General features: G+C 26.2%; 17 protein-coding genes, 3 tRNA genes and 1 pseudogene. 6 read left to right on the forward strand and 15 right to left on the reverse strand.

All coding sequences use genetic code 11. The features are described 5' to 3' along the window. Nucleotide 1 precedes the first annotated feature (1 nt). Nucleotides 2–283, reverse strand: coding sequence for an ETC complex I subunit (locus ACIJYB_RS03480; protein ID WP_435152369.1), 282 nt, complete (start codon nt 281–283; stop codon nt 2–4). A 6-nt stretch (nt 284–289) separates the two neighbouring features. Then, nucleotides 290–366 (reverse strand) — tRNA-Pro (locus tag ACIJYB_RS03485). A gap of 94 nt (nt 367–460) precedes the next feature. Between ACIJYB_RS03485 and ACIJYB_RS03490 the strand changes: the two genes are divergently transcribed. The 3 genes from ACIJYB_RS03490 (at nt 461) to ACIJYB_RS03500 (ending at nt 2,683) form a co-directional block, all read left to right on the forward strand. Further along, nucleotides 461–952 (forward strand): zinc-ribbon domain-containing protein, encoded by a 492-nt coding sequence (locus tag ACIJYB_RS03490; protein WP_435152372.1) that lies wholly within the window; start codon nt 461–463, stop codon nt 950–952. A gap of 6 nt (nt 953–958) precedes the next feature. Next, entirely contained in the window at nt 959–2,131 is a 1,173-nt protein-coding gene (gene nhaA / locus ACIJYB_RS03495; RefSeq protein WP_435152374.1) for a Na+/H+ antiporter NhaA, read from the forward strand. 63 nt (nt 2,132–2,194) lie between these two features. Further along, a complete protein-coding gene (locus tag ACIJYB_RS03500; protein WP_435152377.1) occupies nt 2,195–2,683 on the forward strand; it encodes a glutathione peroxidase in 489 nt (162 codons plus the stop codon). On the opposite strand, the gene ACIJYB_RS03505 is transcribed toward ACIJYB_RS03500, so the two are convergent. The 9 genes and pseudogenes from ACIJYB_RS03505 to rarD all read right to left on the reverse strand — a co-directional run bounded on the left by ACIJYB_RS03505 (nt 2,678) and on the right by rarD (nt 11,038). Then, nucleotides 2,678–3,448: an MBL fold metallo-hydrolase gene (locus ACIJYB_RS03505; RefSeq protein ID WP_435152380.1), complete on the reverse strand. Its 771-nt coding sequence runs from the start codon at nt 3,446–3,448 to the stop codon at nt 2,678–2,680. The genes ACIJYB_RS03500 and ACIJYB_RS03505 overlap by 6 nt on opposite strands. Nucleotides 3,449–3,453: 5 nt before the next feature. Beyond that, nucleotides 3,454–4,215, reverse strand: coding sequence for a TatD family hydrolase (locus ACIJYB_RS03510; RefSeq protein WP_435152382.1), 762 nt, complete (start codon nt 4,213–4,215; stop codon nt 3,454–3,456). Next, nucleotides 4,208–5,748: pseudogene (metG, locus tag ACIJYB_RS03515) on the reverse strand (methionine--tRNA ligase). Before metG ends, ACIJYB_RS03510 begins: the two are co-directional and overlap by 8 nt. Next, nucleotides 5,741–6,670: an AAA family ATPase gene (locus ACIJYB_RS03520; RefSeq protein WP_435152385.1), complete on the reverse strand. Its 930-nt coding sequence runs from the start codon at nt 6,668–6,670 to the stop codon at nt 5,741–5,743. The pseudogene metG and the gene ACIJYB_RS03520 overlap by 8 nt, the downstream one beginning before the upstream one ends. Further along, nucleotides 6,667–7,281, reverse strand: coding sequence for a dTMP kinase (gene tmk / locus ACIJYB_RS03525; protein WP_435152387.1), 615 nt, complete (start codon nt 7,279–7,281; stop codon nt 6,667–6,669). Before tmk ends, ACIJYB_RS03520 begins: the two co-directional genes overlap by 4 nt. Further along, nucleotides 7,274–8,425 (reverse strand): D-alanyl-D-alanine carboxypeptidase family protein, encoded by a 1,152-nt coding sequence (locus ACIJYB_RS03530; RefSeq protein ID WP_435152390.1) that lies wholly within the window; start codon nt 8,423–8,425, stop codon nt 7,274–7,276. The genes tmk and ACIJYB_RS03530 overlap by 8 nt, the downstream gene beginning before the upstream one ends. After that, on the reverse strand, nt 8,418–9,182 hold the full coding sequence (locus tag ACIJYB_RS03535) for a hypothetical protein (RefSeq protein ID WP_435152393.1): 765 nt from the start codon (nt 9,180–9,182) through the stop codon (nt 8,418–8,420). Before ACIJYB_RS03535 ends, ACIJYB_RS03530 begins: the two co-directional genes overlap by 8 nt. Next, complete coding sequence (locus ACIJYB_RS03540; RefSeq protein ID WP_435152395.1) at nt 9,172–10,173, reverse strand: lytic murein transglycosylase; 1,002 nt, start codon at nt 10,171–10,173, stop codon at nt 9,172–9,174. Before ACIJYB_RS03540 ends, ACIJYB_RS03535 begins: the two co-directional genes overlap by 11 nt. After that, nucleotides 10,160–11,038 (reverse strand): EamA family transporter RarD, encoded by an 879-nt coding sequence (gene rarD / locus ACIJYB_RS03545; protein WP_435087109.1) that lies wholly within the window; start codon nt 11,036–11,038, stop codon nt 10,160–10,162. Before rarD ends, ACIJYB_RS03540 begins: the two co-directional genes overlap by 14 nt. Before the next feature lie 85 nt (nt 11,039–11,123). Between rarD and ACIJYB_RS03550 the strand changes: the two genes are divergently transcribed. After that, nucleotides 11,124–11,213, forward strand: a tRNA-Ser gene (locus ACIJYB_RS03550). 6 nt (nt 11,214–11,219) lie between these two features. On the opposite strand, the gene ACIJYB_RS03555 is transcribed toward ACIJYB_RS03550, so the two are convergent. After that, nucleotides 11,220–11,486 carry a succinate dehydrogenase assembly factor 2 gene (locus ACIJYB_RS03555; RefSeq protein ID WP_435152397.1) on the reverse strand — a complete coding sequence of 89 codons (267 nt, stop codon included), beginning with the start codon at nt 11,484–11,486 and terminating at the stop codon, nt 11,220–11,222. A 22-nt stretch (nt 11,487–11,508) separates the two neighbouring features. Between ACIJYB_RS03555 and recG the strand changes: the two genes are divergently transcribed. Continuing rightward, the gene (gene recG / locus ACIJYB_RS03560; RefSeq protein ID WP_435152400.1) at nt 11,509–13,560 is read left to right on the forward strand and encodes an ATP-dependent DNA helicase RecG; all 2,052 of its coding nucleotides are present in this window, start codon (nt 11,509–11,511) and stop codon (nt 13,558–13,560) included. Here the strand turns inward: recG and ACIJYB_RS03565 are convergent. After that, nucleotides 13,557–14,174, reverse strand: a complete 618-nt coding sequence (locus ACIJYB_RS03565; protein WP_435152402.1) for a DUF502 domain-containing protein — start codon at nt 14,172–14,174, stop codon at nt 13,557–13,559. The genes recG and ACIJYB_RS03565 overlap by 4 nt on opposite strands. Nucleotides 14,175–14,287: 113 nt before the next feature. On the opposite strand from ACIJYB_RS03565, the gene ACIJYB_RS03570 reads away from it, so the two are divergent. Further along, the gene (locus ACIJYB_RS03570) at nt 14,288–15,115 is read left to right on the forward strand and encodes a M48 family metallopeptidase (RefSeq protein WP_435152405.1); all 828 of its coding nucleotides are present in this window, start codon (nt 14,288–14,290) and stop codon (nt 15,113–15,115) included. 9 nt (nt 15,116–15,124) lie between these two features. Here the strand turns inward: ACIJYB_RS03570 and ACIJYB_RS03575 are convergent. Both ACIJYB_RS03575 and tgt read right to left on the reverse strand, forming a co-directional pair. Continuing rightward, a tRNA-Lys gene (locus ACIJYB_RS03575) sits at nt 15,125–15,200 on the reverse strand. Between the two features lie 84 nt (nt 15,201–15,284). Continuing rightward, entirely contained in the window at nt 15,285–16,397 is a 1,113-nt protein-coding gene (gene tgt / locus ACIJYB_RS03580; RefSeq protein WP_435152408.1) for a tRNA guanosine(34) transglycosylase Tgt, read from the reverse strand.

The raw sequence follows: 16,397 nt of genomic DNA on the forward strand, positions 1-16,397 counted from the left end.
GTTATTTTAGAAAATTATCAGCATATGATTTTTTTACTGTTTTTCTTTTACGCGGTTCAATTAATTCATATTCAATTTTCTTCCTTTTCGCATAATTTATAGCAAGATCCTTAGATGAAAATTCTAACTTTAATTCTGTAAGTGTATCAGATGAGCTTTCCCATCCCATTAAAGGGTTTGTTGTTGGGTCTTTAGTTTTAAATTCTAAAATCCATTTATCATTTTTAGCTAAACCTGACTGCATTGGATTTTTATTAGGTATATAAATAATTGCTTTTTTCATAAAAGATGGTCGGAGTGGCAGGATTCGAACCTGCGACCCTCTGGTCCCAAACCAGATGCGCTACCAGGCTGCGCTACACTCCGATCCGAGTACTATTACAGCAGATATTGATAATTTCAAAGTATAAAGACATCAAAAATAAAAGAAATTTAATAAAAATCTGATATAAAACGAAGCATGATTATTACGTGTCCTAATTGTAAGAAAAAATTCCAAATAGACCCTAATTTGTTACCTGTGGAAGGACGAGATTTACAATGCGGTTCATGTGAAAATATTTGGTTTTATAAAGTAGAAAATGAAAACTCTTTACCATTAACTCTTAATGAAGATCTTCTTAATACAAAGGTTGAAGATAATTTACCAAAAAAAGAAATTGAAAAAATAACTGATAAAAATGAATCAATAATTCAGGAAAAACCAAAAAATAAAGAGAAAAAAACTATAGATAATTTAGATAGTAAAAAAACTCATATAAAGAAAAGAAGTTCAGGTGGCAAATTTTTTTCATATTTAATAGTTTTAGTCATATCTTTTGTAGCATTTATAATCTTAGTTGATACGTTAAAAGCCCCAATTATTAACGTTTTTCCAGGTATAGAAATAATACTATTTAACTTATTTGAAACATTGCAAGATATAAAGCTATTTATTATAGACCTATCTTAAAATTTTATGATTAACTATTTATCCAAACCTTTTAAATGGTTTTTTAAACTAGAAGCAGCAAGTGGACTAATATTGTTAATAGCTGCAATTCTTGCACTATTAATAAGCAATAGTGATTTAGGTGATTTATATTTTCATAGTCTTGAAAAATATTTATTTATTGGCATTAATGAATTTGGTTTAAAACTCTCAGTTCATCATTGGATAAACGATGCTCTAATGGCAATATTCTTCTTCTTTGTTACTTTGGAAATAAAAAGAGAGTTTTTACAAGGCGAGCTTTCAAATATAAAGCAAGCTATGCTTCCAATTATTGCTGCTGTTGGTGGTATGTTGGTCCCTGCACTATTTTACATTGTTATTAATTGGGGGAATTCAGAAACAATGAATGGTTGGGCTATACCTTCCGCCACTGATATAGCTTTTTCTTTAGGTATATTATCATTATTAGGTTCAAGAGTTCCAATATCATTAAAAGTTTTTTTAACAGCTTTAGCAATTATTGACGATCTTGGTGCTATATTAATAATAGCTTTCTTTTATTCTGGAGATTTAAGTATTCCGTATCTAAGCCTTATTTTATTAAGTTATATTTTACTTTTAGTTTTGAATAAATTTTCAGTAAAAATATTTATTCCTTATTTAATCATCGGTCTATTTATGTGGTTTTTCACTTATAAATCAGGCATACATGCAACTATTGCAGGTGTTTTATTAGCGTCCACAATACCCCACAGAATTAAAGATAAAGATTTTTCATTACTAGTTAAAATAGAACATGCAATCTCACCCTATGTAGCATTTATTATAATGCCACTTTTCGCATTTGCTAATGCTGGTGTAAGCTTAGAAGGCTTATCTTTATCCAGTCTACTTGCACCAGTGCCACTTGGAATTTTGTGTGGATTATTTTTTGGAAAACAAATTGGAGTTTTATTGTTTTCTTTTATTTCGATTAAATTCAAATTTGCAGAAGCTCCAAACAATTCGAATTGGTTAAGTTTATATGGTGTCTCTATTTTAACAGGAATTGGATTTACGATGAGTTTATTTGTTGGAAATTTAGCTTTTATAGAAAATACTCAATATATAGACGGTGTAAAAATTGGTGTTTTAACTGGATCGTTATTATCTACAGTTTTTGGATATATAATCTTGTCAATGTCATTAAAAAAATAAATGTTAAATAAAAAAATTATCATTTATATATTAATTATTATGTTTTCTTTTTTAAATAAAACTATGTCTGATAATTCTAAAACTTTTTTTGACTTTAAAATAAACTCAATTAATGGGGAGGAATTAGATCTTTCAAAATTTTATGGTAAAACTATATTGTTAGTAAATGTAGCAAGCAAGTGTGGTTTTACAAAACAATATGATGATTTGCAAAAATTATATGAAGATTTTCAAGATAAAGGTTTAGTTGTAATTGGCGTACCAACAAATCAATTTGGTGGACAAGAACCAGGAACTGAAAGTGATATTAAAAATTTTTGTGAAACAAATTTTAACATTACATTCCCTATGACCAGTAAGTATGAGGTAAAAGGTGATAATGCTCACCCTATTTACATCTGGGCAAAAGATACGTACGGCAAATCCACAGTACCTAAATGGAATTTTCACAAAATTTTGATAAATAAAAATGGTAAAATTGAAGACACATTTGCTTCTTTTACGGGACCAATATCTAAAAAAATTATAAATAAATTAAATCAGATTTTATAAAGTTACTGATAATCCATCGTATGCAGGAACAATATTTTTAGGTAATTTTCTCTTAATTTCTTCATAATCTATATCTGTATGAAGATTAGTTAAAATAGCTTTTTTTGGTTTAAATTTTTTTATCATTTCTAGAGATTTTTCTAAATTAAAATGTGAAGGATGATTTCTATACCAAAGACAATCAATAATAAGATATCTAAGATTTTTGAAATATTTATAATCTTTTTTATAAATTTTATTTACATCACTTATATAAGCTAATTTTTTATCTACAATATAACAAATAGAATGAACGTTACCGTGTTGAACTTTAATAGGTTTAATTAAAATATTCTTATTTTTATTATTAATAAATAATTTTTTACTAAAATTATTCAGCATAAGTGTGGCCGGATATTCTCTACTTTGTTTATCGAAACAATATGAAAAATTTTTTCTTAAATATTTTGATGTTGCCCTATCAGCAAAAACATTAATTGGTTTTTTATTGGATAAAAAAAAAGATCTTAAATCATTTATTCCGTGTGTTTGATCTGCATGCATGTGTGAATAAAAAACTTTATGAATACTTTTTATTTTTTGATTTAACATTTGGAAACGTAAATCTGGAGAAGTATCAATTAAAATATTTTCAAAATCTGTTTTGATTAAAGCAGAACATCTTGTTCTGTAATTTTTTTTATTCTTAGAGTCACAATTACCAAAATAACCATCTGGGCGAGGTACACCCATTGAACTTCCACATCCAAGAATTATAAACTTCATAAAATCTAATTAAAAAAAAGTTTATTAAAATTATTTGTTGTAAAATTAACTATCTCTGATTTTGAAATGCTTTTTATAACAGCTAATTTTTGAGCTATATGATCAATAAAAGATGGTTCATTTTTTTTACCCCTGTTAGGTACTGGCGCTAAAAAAGGACTATCTGTTTCTATTAAAATTTTATCCATAGGTAAAAATTTAAATGTTTCTTGCAAATTTTGAGAGTTTTTAAAAGTTATAATACCACTGGCAGAAAAATAAGCATTAAGTGATAAAAGTTTTTTTGCAAAATCTTTACTACCTGTAAAGCAATGCATAAGTATTTTGGGATTTTGGTTTTTATAATCGCTTAATATATCGAAAGTTGATTTTTCAGCATCTCTTGAATGAATAATTAATGGAGAATTAGTTTTAATAGCAGCCTCAATATGCTCTTTAAAACTTATTTTTTGATCATTTTGATCGCTATTGTTGTAATAAAAATCCAAACCTGTTTCTCCAATACCAATTATTTTTTTATTTTCAGTGATGTTTTTTACTATGATATCTGAAGTAATTTTATTTTCGCTTGTTTCATGTGGATGTATACCAATAGTACCATAAATCATTTCGTCTTCTTGAATGATTTTCTTAATACGGTCGAAACTCTTAAAAGAAGTTGAAATTGTTAATATTTTTTTTATTCCAACTTCTTTTGAGCGTTTAATTACATTGGTTAAATCACTTAATAAAGGTTCGTGATCTAAATGACAGTGTGAATCAATCATTGTTTTTATCTATTTTTTTAAAAAGAATATCGATTTTATTAATTTTACTTCCTTTTAATAAAACTTCATTCTCCCCAACAGAAGTTAAATTGATATCATTTTCAGAAAGATCAAAAATTTTTAAAGCTTTTATAGATGACTGTGGAATTATTGGATAAAGTAAAAAACTAATTTTTCTAACAATTTCTAGAGTTGTATAAATTATTGTGTTTAATCTCACTAGGTCTTTTTTTTTTTCCATGGTTCTTGATCATTAAAATATTTATTAGCTTCAAATAATGAATTTATAATAAAATCTATATAGAAATTTATATCCTGGTTATCAATTTTATCTCTTATTTGGGATAAATTATTTTTATATTTATCTAAAATTTTTAGATCCTCTTTTTCAAACTTAATGTTTTTTGGGACTTCGCTATTACAATTCTTTATAGCAAATGCGGTAACACGTTGACATAAATTTCCATAATTATTAGCAAGATCGCTATTTATACAATCTTCAAGCCTTTCTTGTGATATATTTCCATCATTTCCGAAAGACACTTCTTTGATTAAATAATATCTTAATGGATCTAACCCGTATTCATTAATTATTTCTATTGGATCTAAAATATTACCTTTTGATTTAGACATTTTTTCATCACCTGATAAAATCCAACCATGACCATAAACTCTTAATGGTAAATCTATTTTAGCTGCTAGCAAAAAAGCTGGCCAATATACAGCATGAAACCTTAAAATATCTTTTCCAATTAAATGAATTGATGCAGGCCAAAAATTTTTGAATAATTTATTATTTGTGTCAGGATAATTTAAAGCACTAATATAATTTGTTAAAGCATCAAGCCAAACATAAATAACATGATCATCATTGTTAGGAACTTTTATTCCCCATGAAAAACTTTTTCTACTAACAGATAAATCTTTTAATCCATTTTTAACAAAACTGATAACTTCATTTTTTCTAAACTCAGGGGCAATAAAGTTTGGATGTGATTCATAATAATCAAGTAGAGGTTTTTCCCACTTAGATAATCGAAAAAAATATAACTCTTCCTCAATCCATTCAACAGATGATTTCGAAGAAATAGATCTTTTAACACCATCCATATCTTCTATTTCATCTTCATTATAAAATGCTTCATCAGATACTGAATACCAGCCAGAATATTTTGATAAATAAATATCATCATTTTTTTCGAGTTCATTCCACAAATGTTGGACAGTTTTTTTATGCCTGTCTTCTGTAGTTCTTATAAAATCTGTGTTAGTTAAATTTAGTGTTTTTGAGAGGTCTCTAAATGTTTGGCTAATTTGATTGCAAAATTCTAAAGGGTCAATATTTTGCTTTTCCGCTGAACGTTGTATTTTTAACCCATGTTCGTCAGTGCCAGTCAAAAATTGAACATCAAAACCATCTATTTTTTTAAATCTAGCTAAAAAATCAGCTATTATACTAGAATAAGCATGTCCCATATGTGGTTTAGCTGATGGGTAGTAAATAGGTGTGGTGATATAAAACGTTTTATCCATTTAAAACCCTATCTTCAAATTCCATTAATAAAGTTTCGTCATCTAGATTAAATATTTTTGTATTGTTAATCTTTTTTATAAAATAATTTTGGATTTCTAAAAGTCTAATATTTTTAACTGTTACATTTTTTCTAAAATAAATTTCCATTAGTGAATATAGTAGATGTTTAGTAAATTGATCTTTTTTATATTTTTTATCTATTATAATTTTTTTAATTAAATCTTTTAAATTAACTTCCTTTAAATCAAAATCATTTTTATTAGCAAAGTCTAATAAATTCAATATTGAACCTGGAGTGTTATAATAATTTGTTATTTGTTCATGAATTAAATCCAGATAATTTTCATCTAAAATTTTGTTTGTAATATCAAAAGATTTACTTGAAGTAAGGTGAATATTGTAGTTTAGACATCTGGATTTAAGTGTGGGTAATATTTTCTTGTTATTATTAATCAATATAAAATATATATTATCGTTAGGTTCTTCAAGTATTTTCAATAAAGCATTAACTGAATTAATATTTAAAAGTTCAATATTATCTATAAGTACAAATCTTGGCTTTGTATTAAAAGATGATTTATTTAGAGTTAAGATTAAATTTCTAATTTGATTTATATCAATACTTTTTTTATCATTATTAATATCAATTGAAATAAAATTTGGATTAGATTTATTTATGATTAATTTAAATGTTTTATTATCAGGATTAATTTTGAAATTATTTTCATCATAAGAAAATTCTTCATCAGATGATAAAATATGATTAATAATATGATATGCTAGTGTAGATTTTCCAATCCCCTTTTCACCTGATAATAATATTTTATTTGGTAGTTTTTTATCTTTATAAAGGTCAATAAAGTTAGAAAATTCAAAATGATGACCGTATAAAGATAATTGATTAACTGGATTTAAATTCATTTAATTAATTTATCAATTTTACTTAAAATTAACTTTTCATTTTTTACTATGTCTAAATTTGAATTAATTAATTGATATTTATTTTTTTGTTTTTTAGATAATTTTAAAAATCCATTTTGTACTTTATTGTAAAAAGATGTTTTAAATTTATCATATCTATTTAATGATTTTCTTTGTTTTAATCTTTCTTGAAGATTTTTTTGATTAACTATATTTAAAAATGTGAAGCTCACATTAATATTCTTTAATAAATACTTATTTAAAATTTTGATTAAATTAATATCAACACCCATGCCGTAATGCTGATATGCTATTGTTAAGTCAGTAAATCTATCAATTAAAATCACTTTTTTTCTGAATGATTTCTTGATAATGTCAATATTTTCACTACGTGCTGCCATATATAATAATAAATCTGTATTTTGATTAAAATTTGATTTGTTATTTAAAATTAATTTTCTTATCTTTTCAGAATTTGGATTGCCACCTGGTTCTCTTATTCTTATAAAGCTAATTTTTTTTTTATTCAGATATCTTGATACAACAGAAATATGATGACTTTTTCCACTTCCTTCTATCCCCTCAAAAACTATTATAGGTTTTTTAGACATCGCCCCAAATGAGGTAATTAAGTGATTTCAATAGTCTTGATACAAAATTTACTCTTTTAACTTCTTTTGAAGCCAGTAAATCGTATTCACCAACTAACTCATTATCATAAACTACTTTCAAAATAGCAACTTTATCATCTTTTTTAATTGGAGCTTCAATTGGTCCATCATATTTAATAGTAACTTTTAAAAGTTTTTTTTTTGCTTTTTTGATTGATTTGTAAATATCCTGATTTGTATATACATCAACAGTTTCATTTTTACCTAGCCATACATTAACTTTTTGAAAAGATTCTTTTGTTTTTGCTATTTTTACTAAATCAAAATTTGTAAGACCATAAGTTAGCAATTTTGAACTTTCTCTTGATCTGGCGTTCTTTGTATTAAATCCACTTCCAACAGCTATCAAACGTCTTCCTTTACGATTTATTGATGAAGCCAATGAATACTTTTCAACAGCTAAATATCCAGTTTTAATGCCATCTGCCCCAAAGTTCTTATAAAGTAACGGATTTCGATTACCTTGTGTTATTGGGTCTCCTCCAGTTCTATCCCACGTAAACTCTTTTTCTGAAAATATTTTATAAAATTCAGAATGATTTCTAATTAAATAATCGGACATAAGCAAAATATCTCTTACTGTTGAATAATTTTCAGGATTATTTATTCCTGATGAGTTTGCAAAATTAGTATTTTCCATTCCAATTTCTCTAGCCTTTGCGGTCATTAAAATAGCAAATTCTTCTTCTGTTCCTGCTATACCTTCAGCTAATGCTACGCAAGCATCATTGCCTGAAGCAACTATTATACCTCTAAGCAAATTTTCAACAGATACATTGTCACCAACCATAATAAACATCGAAGAATAACCAGATGTGGATAATCTCCAGGCTTTTTCAGAAATAATAAATTTTTCGTTTAAAGTTAAATCTCCAGATTTAATCAAATCAAAAGCAATTATTGCTGTCATAATTTTAGTCATTGAAGCTGGATATATAGACATATCTGGTTCTTTCTCATAAAGTATTTCACCAGAAAGAAAGTCTTGTAAAATAGCAGTTCTAGCTTTGACATTTAGGTCGGCATATACTGACCCTGATATAAAAAAATTAACAAATATAATTAAAAATAATTTTCTAAACATCTTTCAAAATTTCTAAATTTTCAAAATTTAATGATTTAATTTCATTAAAAGTACTTTCAATTTTTTTTATATCATTAAACGGTCCTAATAATACCCTATATTTAGTTTTAGATATTTTTTTGATAATAGTATTCGCTACATTGGTTTCATTAATAATTCTATTAATCATGCTTTCTGCAGAGTCCTTATAATAAAAATCAGCTATTTTTATTGAGTATTTAAAATCTTTATCTTTGATAACAACCTTTTTTTTCTTGTCAGTACCTGCTAAATTATCAATTTTAATACCATCTACGGGTGCTTTTTCTGCAACATTTTTCTCTTCATTAAAAGTTTTAGCTTTTTTTGCAATAAAAGATGAGTTTTGTGAAATCAAAACTAAATCAATATAAGGTTCATTTGGGTCTAGAGATAGCTCCTCTGCAATTCTATCTGTAATAACACAATTATAAAAATCTGAAAATTTAGCTTTGTTTGATGCAACTTCGGCTATAATTGTTTTTTGATTCTTGAGGTTTGTTATTTTCACAAATGAATTTTTTTTCAAACTTTTATGAAAAATTAATAATGATCTATTATCAATTTTTTTTGATATTAATTTTTCATCTTTCAAAATATCTTTATAAATTAAAGCAAAACCTGAATTTTTATATTTACTTGATATATTTCTATCTGTAATTTTTTTACTTGTACTATATTGTTCACAACCAACAAAAAAAGTAAAAAAAATTATTATTAATAAATTTTTATAATTCATTGGTAAACTTATCTTTTAGTGTACACACAGCTAACGAAAATCTTAAAGACCTATTCCATTTTAGAATAATCTCATAATTGTTAAAAACTATATATGCAGGATTTAAATTTTCTGCATCAGGGATAATATCTTTATCAGGTGTAATAATTGATGATTCTAAATTATCAAATTTTTTATCTAAATTTTGGTTATTGTATATATATTTTCTGAAATATCTTAATTTTTTTTTATTATGTAAATTTTTTGCCGAAACATTTAAATATTTTTCGGGTATTTCATTTGATAAATCTATTTTGTAAAAACATGGCTGATCATCTTTCCATCCTATTTGACTTAAATAATTAGCTGCTGAAGCATATGCATCATTATTATTTTTTAGATTGATATAATTATTTTTATCATAATCTATAGCGTAGTTTTTCATTGTTGATGGCATAAATTGAAAAAAACCAAATGCACCAGCCCAAGAGCCATATAAAGTTTTGTAATCAATTTTGTCATTTTCAATTAATTTTAATAATATCAATAATTCATTTGAAAAAAATTCAGATCTTCTTTTGTCAAAACTTAGAGTTGCTAACGAAGATAAAATATCCATTTTACCAACATAAGTACCAAAATTAGTTTCTATACCCATTAAAGCTAAGAGAAGTTCTTTTTCAATTTTATATTTGGTTTCTATTGTGTTTATTAATTCAATGTTGTCTTTATAAAAATCTACACCTTTTGAAAGTTTCTTTTTTGATGTTCGTTTTGAAACATAAGTTTTGGTATCCTCATAAAATTCAGGTTGGTATCTATCATATTTTATAACATTGGGTAAAAATTTGACCTTGGCCATAGCAATGTCAAAAGTTTTTTCAGATATATCGTTTTTTAGTGCAATTTTTTTAAAATCTTTTTTCCACTTTTGAAAATCAGTCTGGTCATCTGATAATGATGACGTGAAGCTAATAATGATAATGATAAATATATATTTAATTAGTTTCATATAAATCCTTTAAATATATGATTACAGCAATCCATATAAAAATAAAACTAACTAATTTTGCCATTGAAAAAGGTTCATCGTAATAGAAATAACCAAGTAAAAATTGAAGTGTTGGTGTGATATAAAAAATCATACCTGTTGGTCCTAATCCACACAGTTCAACTCCTCTAATATATAGAAATAATGGAATTACTGTCATCGGTCCAGCCAAAAAAATAAATAACATCATTGGTGGATTAGATAATTTAAAATCATTATGTCCGTTTATAGTTATTAAATAAAAAGCAACTATAGCAAATGGTAAAATATAAATACTTTCAATTAAAAGTCCTATGTCAGTATCAATATTTATTTTTTTTCTAATTAGATTGTAAAATCCCCAGCTTAAAGCAACTATAATACCGACCCACGGTAATGACTTGAAGCTTATTAAGACTAAATACAAAATAGATATAATAACTAATATAATGGATAAAATTCTTTTTTTATTAAGTTCTTCTTTAAAAAAAATATAGCCTAACATTACACTTAAAATTGGCATCATAAAATAACCGAAACTTGCATCAATTATTCTATTAGTAGCAATAGCATATATCCATACTGCCCAATTAATGAAAATAAGAAAACCAGATAAGAATAAATAAAATAAATTTTTTTTACTTTTAATTATAGTAAAAAAAATATCCCATTTTGAAAAAAAAAATGTTGTTATTATCAGTGTAAATGTTGTCCATAGACATCTGTGAACAACTAATTCGATATGACCAATATATGTAATATATTTAAAATAAAGAACTCCAAAAAAACCCCACCAAAAAGATCCAAATCCAGCTAAGAACAATCCTTTGTTAAATTCTTTATTCATAGGAAATATTGATTAATTACTTAAAGCTTTTATTAGACTATTTTATGGTTGAATTAAATAATTATAATAATAAAACACTCTTCACGGAAGGATGGCAGAGTGGTTGAATGCACCGGTCTTGAAAACCGGCAAAGGGGCAACTCTTTCCTGAGTTCGAATCTCAGTCCTTCCGCCACTAATTTTATTTATCAACATATTTATAATTTTTGAATAGAATAGTGATATGATTTTCCTTAAATTTGAAATCGTAATCTAAATTATTATAGTAATTGAATAAATTAGCGTCATCTACATTTAATAATTCTTCTAGATCAGAAAGATCATTAAGACTTAACTCATCAATATATTTTTTTGTAAAAGTTCCTAAAAGTTTATCCATTTCTTTTGTGCCACGATAATTAGATCTGTAGATAATCTTTTTTTTTAATTGATCTATATAGAGATTCATAAATATAATATATTATTACTTAATGACTAATAAAAGTAATTATGAATATCTATTGTCAGATTTAACAAATCTTAAAGGTGTTGGTGCTAAAACGACTAACTTATTAAAGAAAAAGAAAATTAATAATATTTTTGACCTATTATGGAAATTACCTAAATCATATACAGACAGAAGTAGGTCGACAAAAATTAAGGATTTGAAAATTGGTGAAACTCAAACAGTTACTGTTGTGCCTAAAAAGTTTTTTTTTCCTAGGGTAAGAAATCTTCCAAATAAAGTTTCTTGTTTTGATGAAACAGGTTCAATTGATTGTATTTTTTTTAATAGTTACGAAGGCTATGTAAAAAAAATTCTTCCTTTAGGAAAAGAAATAACTGTTAGTGGAAAAATTGGTTTTTTTAGAAACAAATATCAGCTTACTAATCCCAAGTATATCTCTGAAGACTCGTCACTCATAAAACAAAAACATAACACATATTCTTTAACCGAAGGTATTTCAGAAAAAATTTATAACAAAATCATTAATCAAATAATAAAAAATCTGCCCATTTTAAATGAATGGCATTCAAAAAATATTTTAGATAAATTTGGAAATATAAAATGGAATGAAGCAATTATTGAATTACATAAACCAGAAAATATAGGTAACGATAAAAAAAATTTTTATCAAAGATTAGCTTTTGATGAAATTTTTTCTACATTTTTAGTAAACTCTGAAATAAGAAAAAAAATTAAAAAAATAAAAAAAATAGGAAAACTTGTAGATAAAACAAAACAAAATAAAATTCTAAAAAAATTAGAATTTACACTTACTCAAGATCAAATAAAAACATTAGAAGAAATAAATAACGACCTTTCATCAACAAATAAAATGTTTAGACTACTTCAAGGAGATGTTGGAAGTGGAAAAACTATAGTATCTTTACTTGCTGCGTACAATAGTGTTAATTCTGGATTTCAAGTCGCCTTCATGGCACCAACGGAAATATTAGCAAGACAACATTTCAATTTTGCAAAAAAACTCTTTTTAAATCAAATCAATATAGATTTAATTTCTGGAAAATCTGAATACAAAACTAAAAAAGAAATTTTAAAAAAATTAGCCCATAATGAAATAAACATAATATTTGGGACTCATGCTATTTTTCAAAAAAAAGTTCTTTTTAAAAATTTAGGATTAATTATTATAGATGAACAACATAAATTTGGTGTTAATCAAAGAAAACGCTTATCTGATAAAGGTGGAAAAAATTGTGATGTTTTATTAATGACTGCAACCCCTATACCCAGAACATTAACGATGACACTTTATGGAGATATGGACCTTTCAATTATAAGAGAAAAACCTAAATCTAGAAAACCTGTCAAAACATATAGTAAATTAGAAAATAAAATTGATGATATAATTAAATTTGTTAATAAAGAGATAAAATCTGGAAATCAAATTTTTTGGGTCTGCCCACTTATTGAGGAAAGTAAAAAATTAGACCACTCATCAGCTGTTAAGAAGTTTGAATACTTAAATAAATTTTTTCCAAATCAAGTATCTTTGCTGCATGGCAAAACTGATTTAGTGGATAAAGAGATAATCTTAGATAATTTCTTAAAGAATAAATTTAAAATTTTAGTATCTACGACAATTATTGAAGTTGGTATAGATTTTCCAAATGCTAACGTAATAATAATAGAAAATGCAAATAAATTTGGATTATCACAACTACACCAGCTTAGAGGACGAGTTGGAAGGGGTGATAAAAACTCTACATGTATACTGATGTTTAAATCTAACTTAAGTGAAAATGCAAAAAAAAGAATCAATATTTTAAAAGAATCTACTGATGGTTTTTACATTTCTGAAGAAGATATGAAAATTAGAGGTTTCGGAGATATATTGGGTTTTAAACAGAGTGGAATTAAAAATTTTAAATTAGCTGACCCAATACATAATAGTGATCTCTTTCTACTAGCAGAGAAAGAAATTAGAAGAATTGAACAAGATAATGCTAATATTAGCAAGTATAAGCCACTTATAAAATTATACGATAGAGCGGATATTATAAATGATATTGCCTAGGATTGTTTGCTAGAAGTTCCTGCAGAAACAATAAATTTAGATGCTTCTTCAAAAGTCATATTTAAATAAATCACATCTTCAATTGGAAACATTAACAAAAAACCACTTGTAGGATTTGGTGTAGTTGGAACAAAAACATTGATTAATTTTTTATTTGTTTTTTCTGCCATCTCACCAGTATTTTCCTTCGTTGCAAAACCTACAGCCCAAACACCTTTTCTTGGGTATTCAATCAAAACAACGCTTTTTTTATTGTCATCTTTTTTGGAGAATGTTTCGGTCATTTGAACAATTGCAGAATAAACAGTTCTTAAAAAAGGAATTCTTTTAAATAAATCATCAATCAATTTCAGAATTCTTCTTCCAAAAAAAGATAAAGATAGACCACCCACTATAGTTATTAATAATATTGAAATTAAAATTTCTATGCCAGGAATATCAAAAGGTAAATAATGATTAGGGTTAAGATTTTTTGGAATTAAATTTGAAGATAAGCCTATTAAAATTTTACTAAGATACAAAGTAAAACCAATTGGAATCAGTACAACTACACCAGTAATAAAATAATTACGAAGTGTTAGGGATAATGCTTTTCGCTTTGATTTTTTTTTCATATTATCAGTTAAAACTTGAATAAATTACAAAAGAAATTGCAACAATAAATAATACTAATAGAATTTTATTATTAAGATTCATGATATAGTGTTATTATCAATTTTATATGAAAATGAATAGAAGAAAATTTTTATCTTATGTGGGTTGTGGTTGTGGCAGCTTTTTACTACCCTCTTGTACAACAGCTCCAATTACTGAAAGAAAACAGTTAAAAATTGTTTCTGAAGCTAAGCTTAACGCGCAAGCTGCTAGAATTTATGAAAAAATTAAAGAAAAAGAAAAAATGAGTGATGACACTAAAACACTTAATGAAATCAAAGAAATTGGTAAAAAAATGGAAGACTCAATTTCTGAGTATTTTGATAGAGAAAATTTAAATGATCCAACAAAAAATTTTGATTGGGAATACATTTTAATTGATAAAAAAAAAGTACGTAATGCTTGGTGTATGCCTGGTGGAAAGATAGCTGTTTACACGGGTATATTAGATGCTACAAAAAATACAAATGGTCTAGCTGCAGTAATGGGTCATGAAATTGCTCATGCCGTTGCAAAACATTCTGTTGAAAGAGCTAGTAGAGGAACTTTATTAAATGTTGGAACTAGAATTATTGATATAGCCAGTGGTGGTGTTTTATCGGATATTAACAGAACCACAGGACAAAATACCGTTGGTTTACTTGCGCAACTTGGAATTCTAAATCCTTTTAATAGAAAGCAAGAAAGTGAAGCTGATTATCTTGGAATGATATTTTCATCCTTATCCGGTTACGACATTAGGGAAACAGTTAAAATTTGGGAAAGAATGAAGGAACTTAACAAAGGTAAAGAACCTCCTGAATTTATGAGTACACATCCATCATCAGATAATAGAATTAAAGATTTAAATGAAAAAATGAATGGAGTACTTTTAGATTATCCACCAATTAAATTTTCATAATTTGAATAGTGGTGAGCCCTGATGGACTCGAACCATCGACCCATTCCTTAAAAGGGAATTGCTCTACCAACTGAGCTAAGGGCCCCCATATATTCAAATTGAATAATTGTTATATACAGAATTATTCTATTTTTTCAAACGTCAAATTGAACTAAAAATTGTTTATCTACTACAACTTATCAATGTATTTGTCATGAAATTGATCAAATGTACCTTCTAATATATTTTTTCTAATTGCTGACATTAATTCTTGATAAAAATTAATATTGTGAAGAGTTAAGAGCATAGAGGCTAAAATCTCATTAGTATTGAATAAATGATTTAAATAGTTTTTTGAATATTTGTTAAGATTTAAATTACTACAATTAGGGTCTAATGGAGTATTGTCGGTTTGATATCTATTGTTTTTTATATTTATCCTTCCTTCCCACGTAAATGCTAATCCAGTTCTTCCTGATCTTGTGGGCAAAACACAATCAAACATATCAATGCCTCTTTTTACAGCACCAATTATATCTGATGGAGTACCAACACCCATTAAATAGTGAGGTTTATCTTCAGGAAGATGTTCTTTAATATCGTCTAAAACTCCAAACATTTCATTTTGTGACTCTCCTACTGCTAACCCACCCATCGCGTAACCATCAAAGCCAATTCTAAACAATTCAGTTAATGATTTAATTCTAAGATCTTTAAACAAACCGCCCTGAATAATACCAAAGAGAGCCTTGTGAGGGTTTTGACCAAAAGCTTTTTTTGATCTCTCTGCCCAATATAAAGATAAATTCATTGATTTTTTTATCAATTCGTAGTCATTAGATTTTCGAGGACACTCATCCATAATCATTATTATATCTGAGTTAAGTCCCAATTGGATTCTTATACTTTCTTCAGGACTTAAAAAGAATTTTTTACCATCAACGTGTGAATTAAAAATTGCACCTTTCTCTCTATCAATTTTATTAAGTTTGGATAAAGACATTACTTGAAATCCACCTGAATCTGTAAGAATTGGTAAATCACAATTCATAAAATTATGAAGACCACCAGCTGATTGTACTCTTTCTACACCTGGTCTTATCATTAAATGATAAGTGTTAGACAATATTATTTCTGATCCAGTTTTTTTAATATCATCAATGGTACAAGCTTTTACGGTAGCTTGAGTGCCAACAGGCATAAAAGAAGGTGTATTAATATTACCTCTATGGGTTTCAATTAATCCACATCTAGCAAATTTATCTTTACTTAAAATTTTAAAGGCAAAATTTTTTAATGCCAT

This window comes from Candidatus Pelagibacter bacterium nBUS_44, from assembly GCF_051200895.1.
GTDB lineage: Bacteria > Pseudomonadota > Alphaproteobacteria > Pelagibacterales > Pelagibacteraceae > Pelagibacter.

Bases quoted from the DNA above. Each gene is read 5' to 3' on its own strand.
- ACIJYB_RS03530 (WP_435152390.1), bottom strand. From the start codon at position 8,425: ATGTTTAGAAAATTATTTTTAATTATATTTGTTAATTTTTTTATATCA.
- ACIJYB_RS03535 (WP_435152393.1), bottom strand. From the start codon at position 9,182: ATGAATTATAAAAATTTATTAATAATAATTTTTTTTACTTTTTTTGTT.
- recG (WP_435152400.1), top strand. From the start codon at position 11,509: ATGACTAATAAAAGTAATTATGAATATCTATTGTCAGATTTAACAAAT.
- ACIJYB_RS03500 (WP_435152377.1), top strand. From the start codon at position 2,195: ATGTCTGATAATTCTAAAACTTTTTTTGACTTTAAAATAAACTCAATT.
- ACIJYB_RS03555 (WP_435152397.1), bottom strand. From the start codon at position 11,486: ATGAATCTCTATATAGATCAATTAAAAAAAAAGATTATCTACAGATCT.
- rarD (WP_435087109.1), bottom strand. From the start codon at position 11,038: ATGAATAAAGAATTTAACAAAGGATTGTTCTTAGCTGGATTTGGATCT.
- nhaA (WP_435152374.1), top strand. From the start codon at position 959: ATGATTAACTATTTATCCAAACCTTTTAAATGGTTTTTTAAACTAGAA.
- ACIJYB_RS03480 (WP_435152369.1), bottom strand. From the start codon at position 283: ATGAAAAAAGCAATTATTTATATACCTAATAAAAATCCAATGCAGTCA.
- ACIJYB_RS03520 (WP_435152385.1), bottom strand. From the start codon at position 6,670: ATGAATTTAAATCCAGTTAATCAATTATCTTTATACGGTCATCATTTT.
- ACIJYB_RS03540 (WP_435152395.1), bottom strand. From the start codon at position 10,173: ATGAAACTAATTAAATATATATTTATCATTATCATTATTAGCTTCACG.
- tmk (WP_435152387.1), bottom strand. From the start codon at position 7,281: ATGTCTAAAAAACCTATAATAGTTTTTGAGGGGATAGAAGGAAGTGGA.
- ACIJYB_RS03505 (WP_435152380.1), bottom strand. From the start codon at position 3,448: ATGAAGTTTATAATTCTTGGATGTGGAAGTTCAATGGGTGTACCTCGC.
- ACIJYB_RS03490 (WP_435152372.1), top strand. From the start codon at position 461: ATGATTATTACGTGTCCTAATTGTAAGAAAAAATTCCAAATAGACCCT.
- ACIJYB_RS03510 (WP_435152382.1), bottom strand. From the start codon at position 4,215: ATGATTGATTCACACTGTCATTTAGATCACGAACCTTTATTAAGTGAT.
- ACIJYB_RS03570 (WP_435152405.1), top strand. From the start codon at position 14,288: ATGAATAGAAGAAAATTTTTATCTTATGTGGGTTGTGGTTGTGGCAGC.
- tgt (WP_435152408.1), bottom strand. From the start codon at position 16,397: ATGGCATTAAAAAATTTTGCCTTTAAAATTTTAAGTAAAGATAAATTT.
- ACIJYB_RS03565 (WP_435152402.1), bottom strand. From the start codon at position 14,174: ATGAAAAAAAAATCAAAGCGAAAAGCATTATCCCTAACACTTCGTAAT.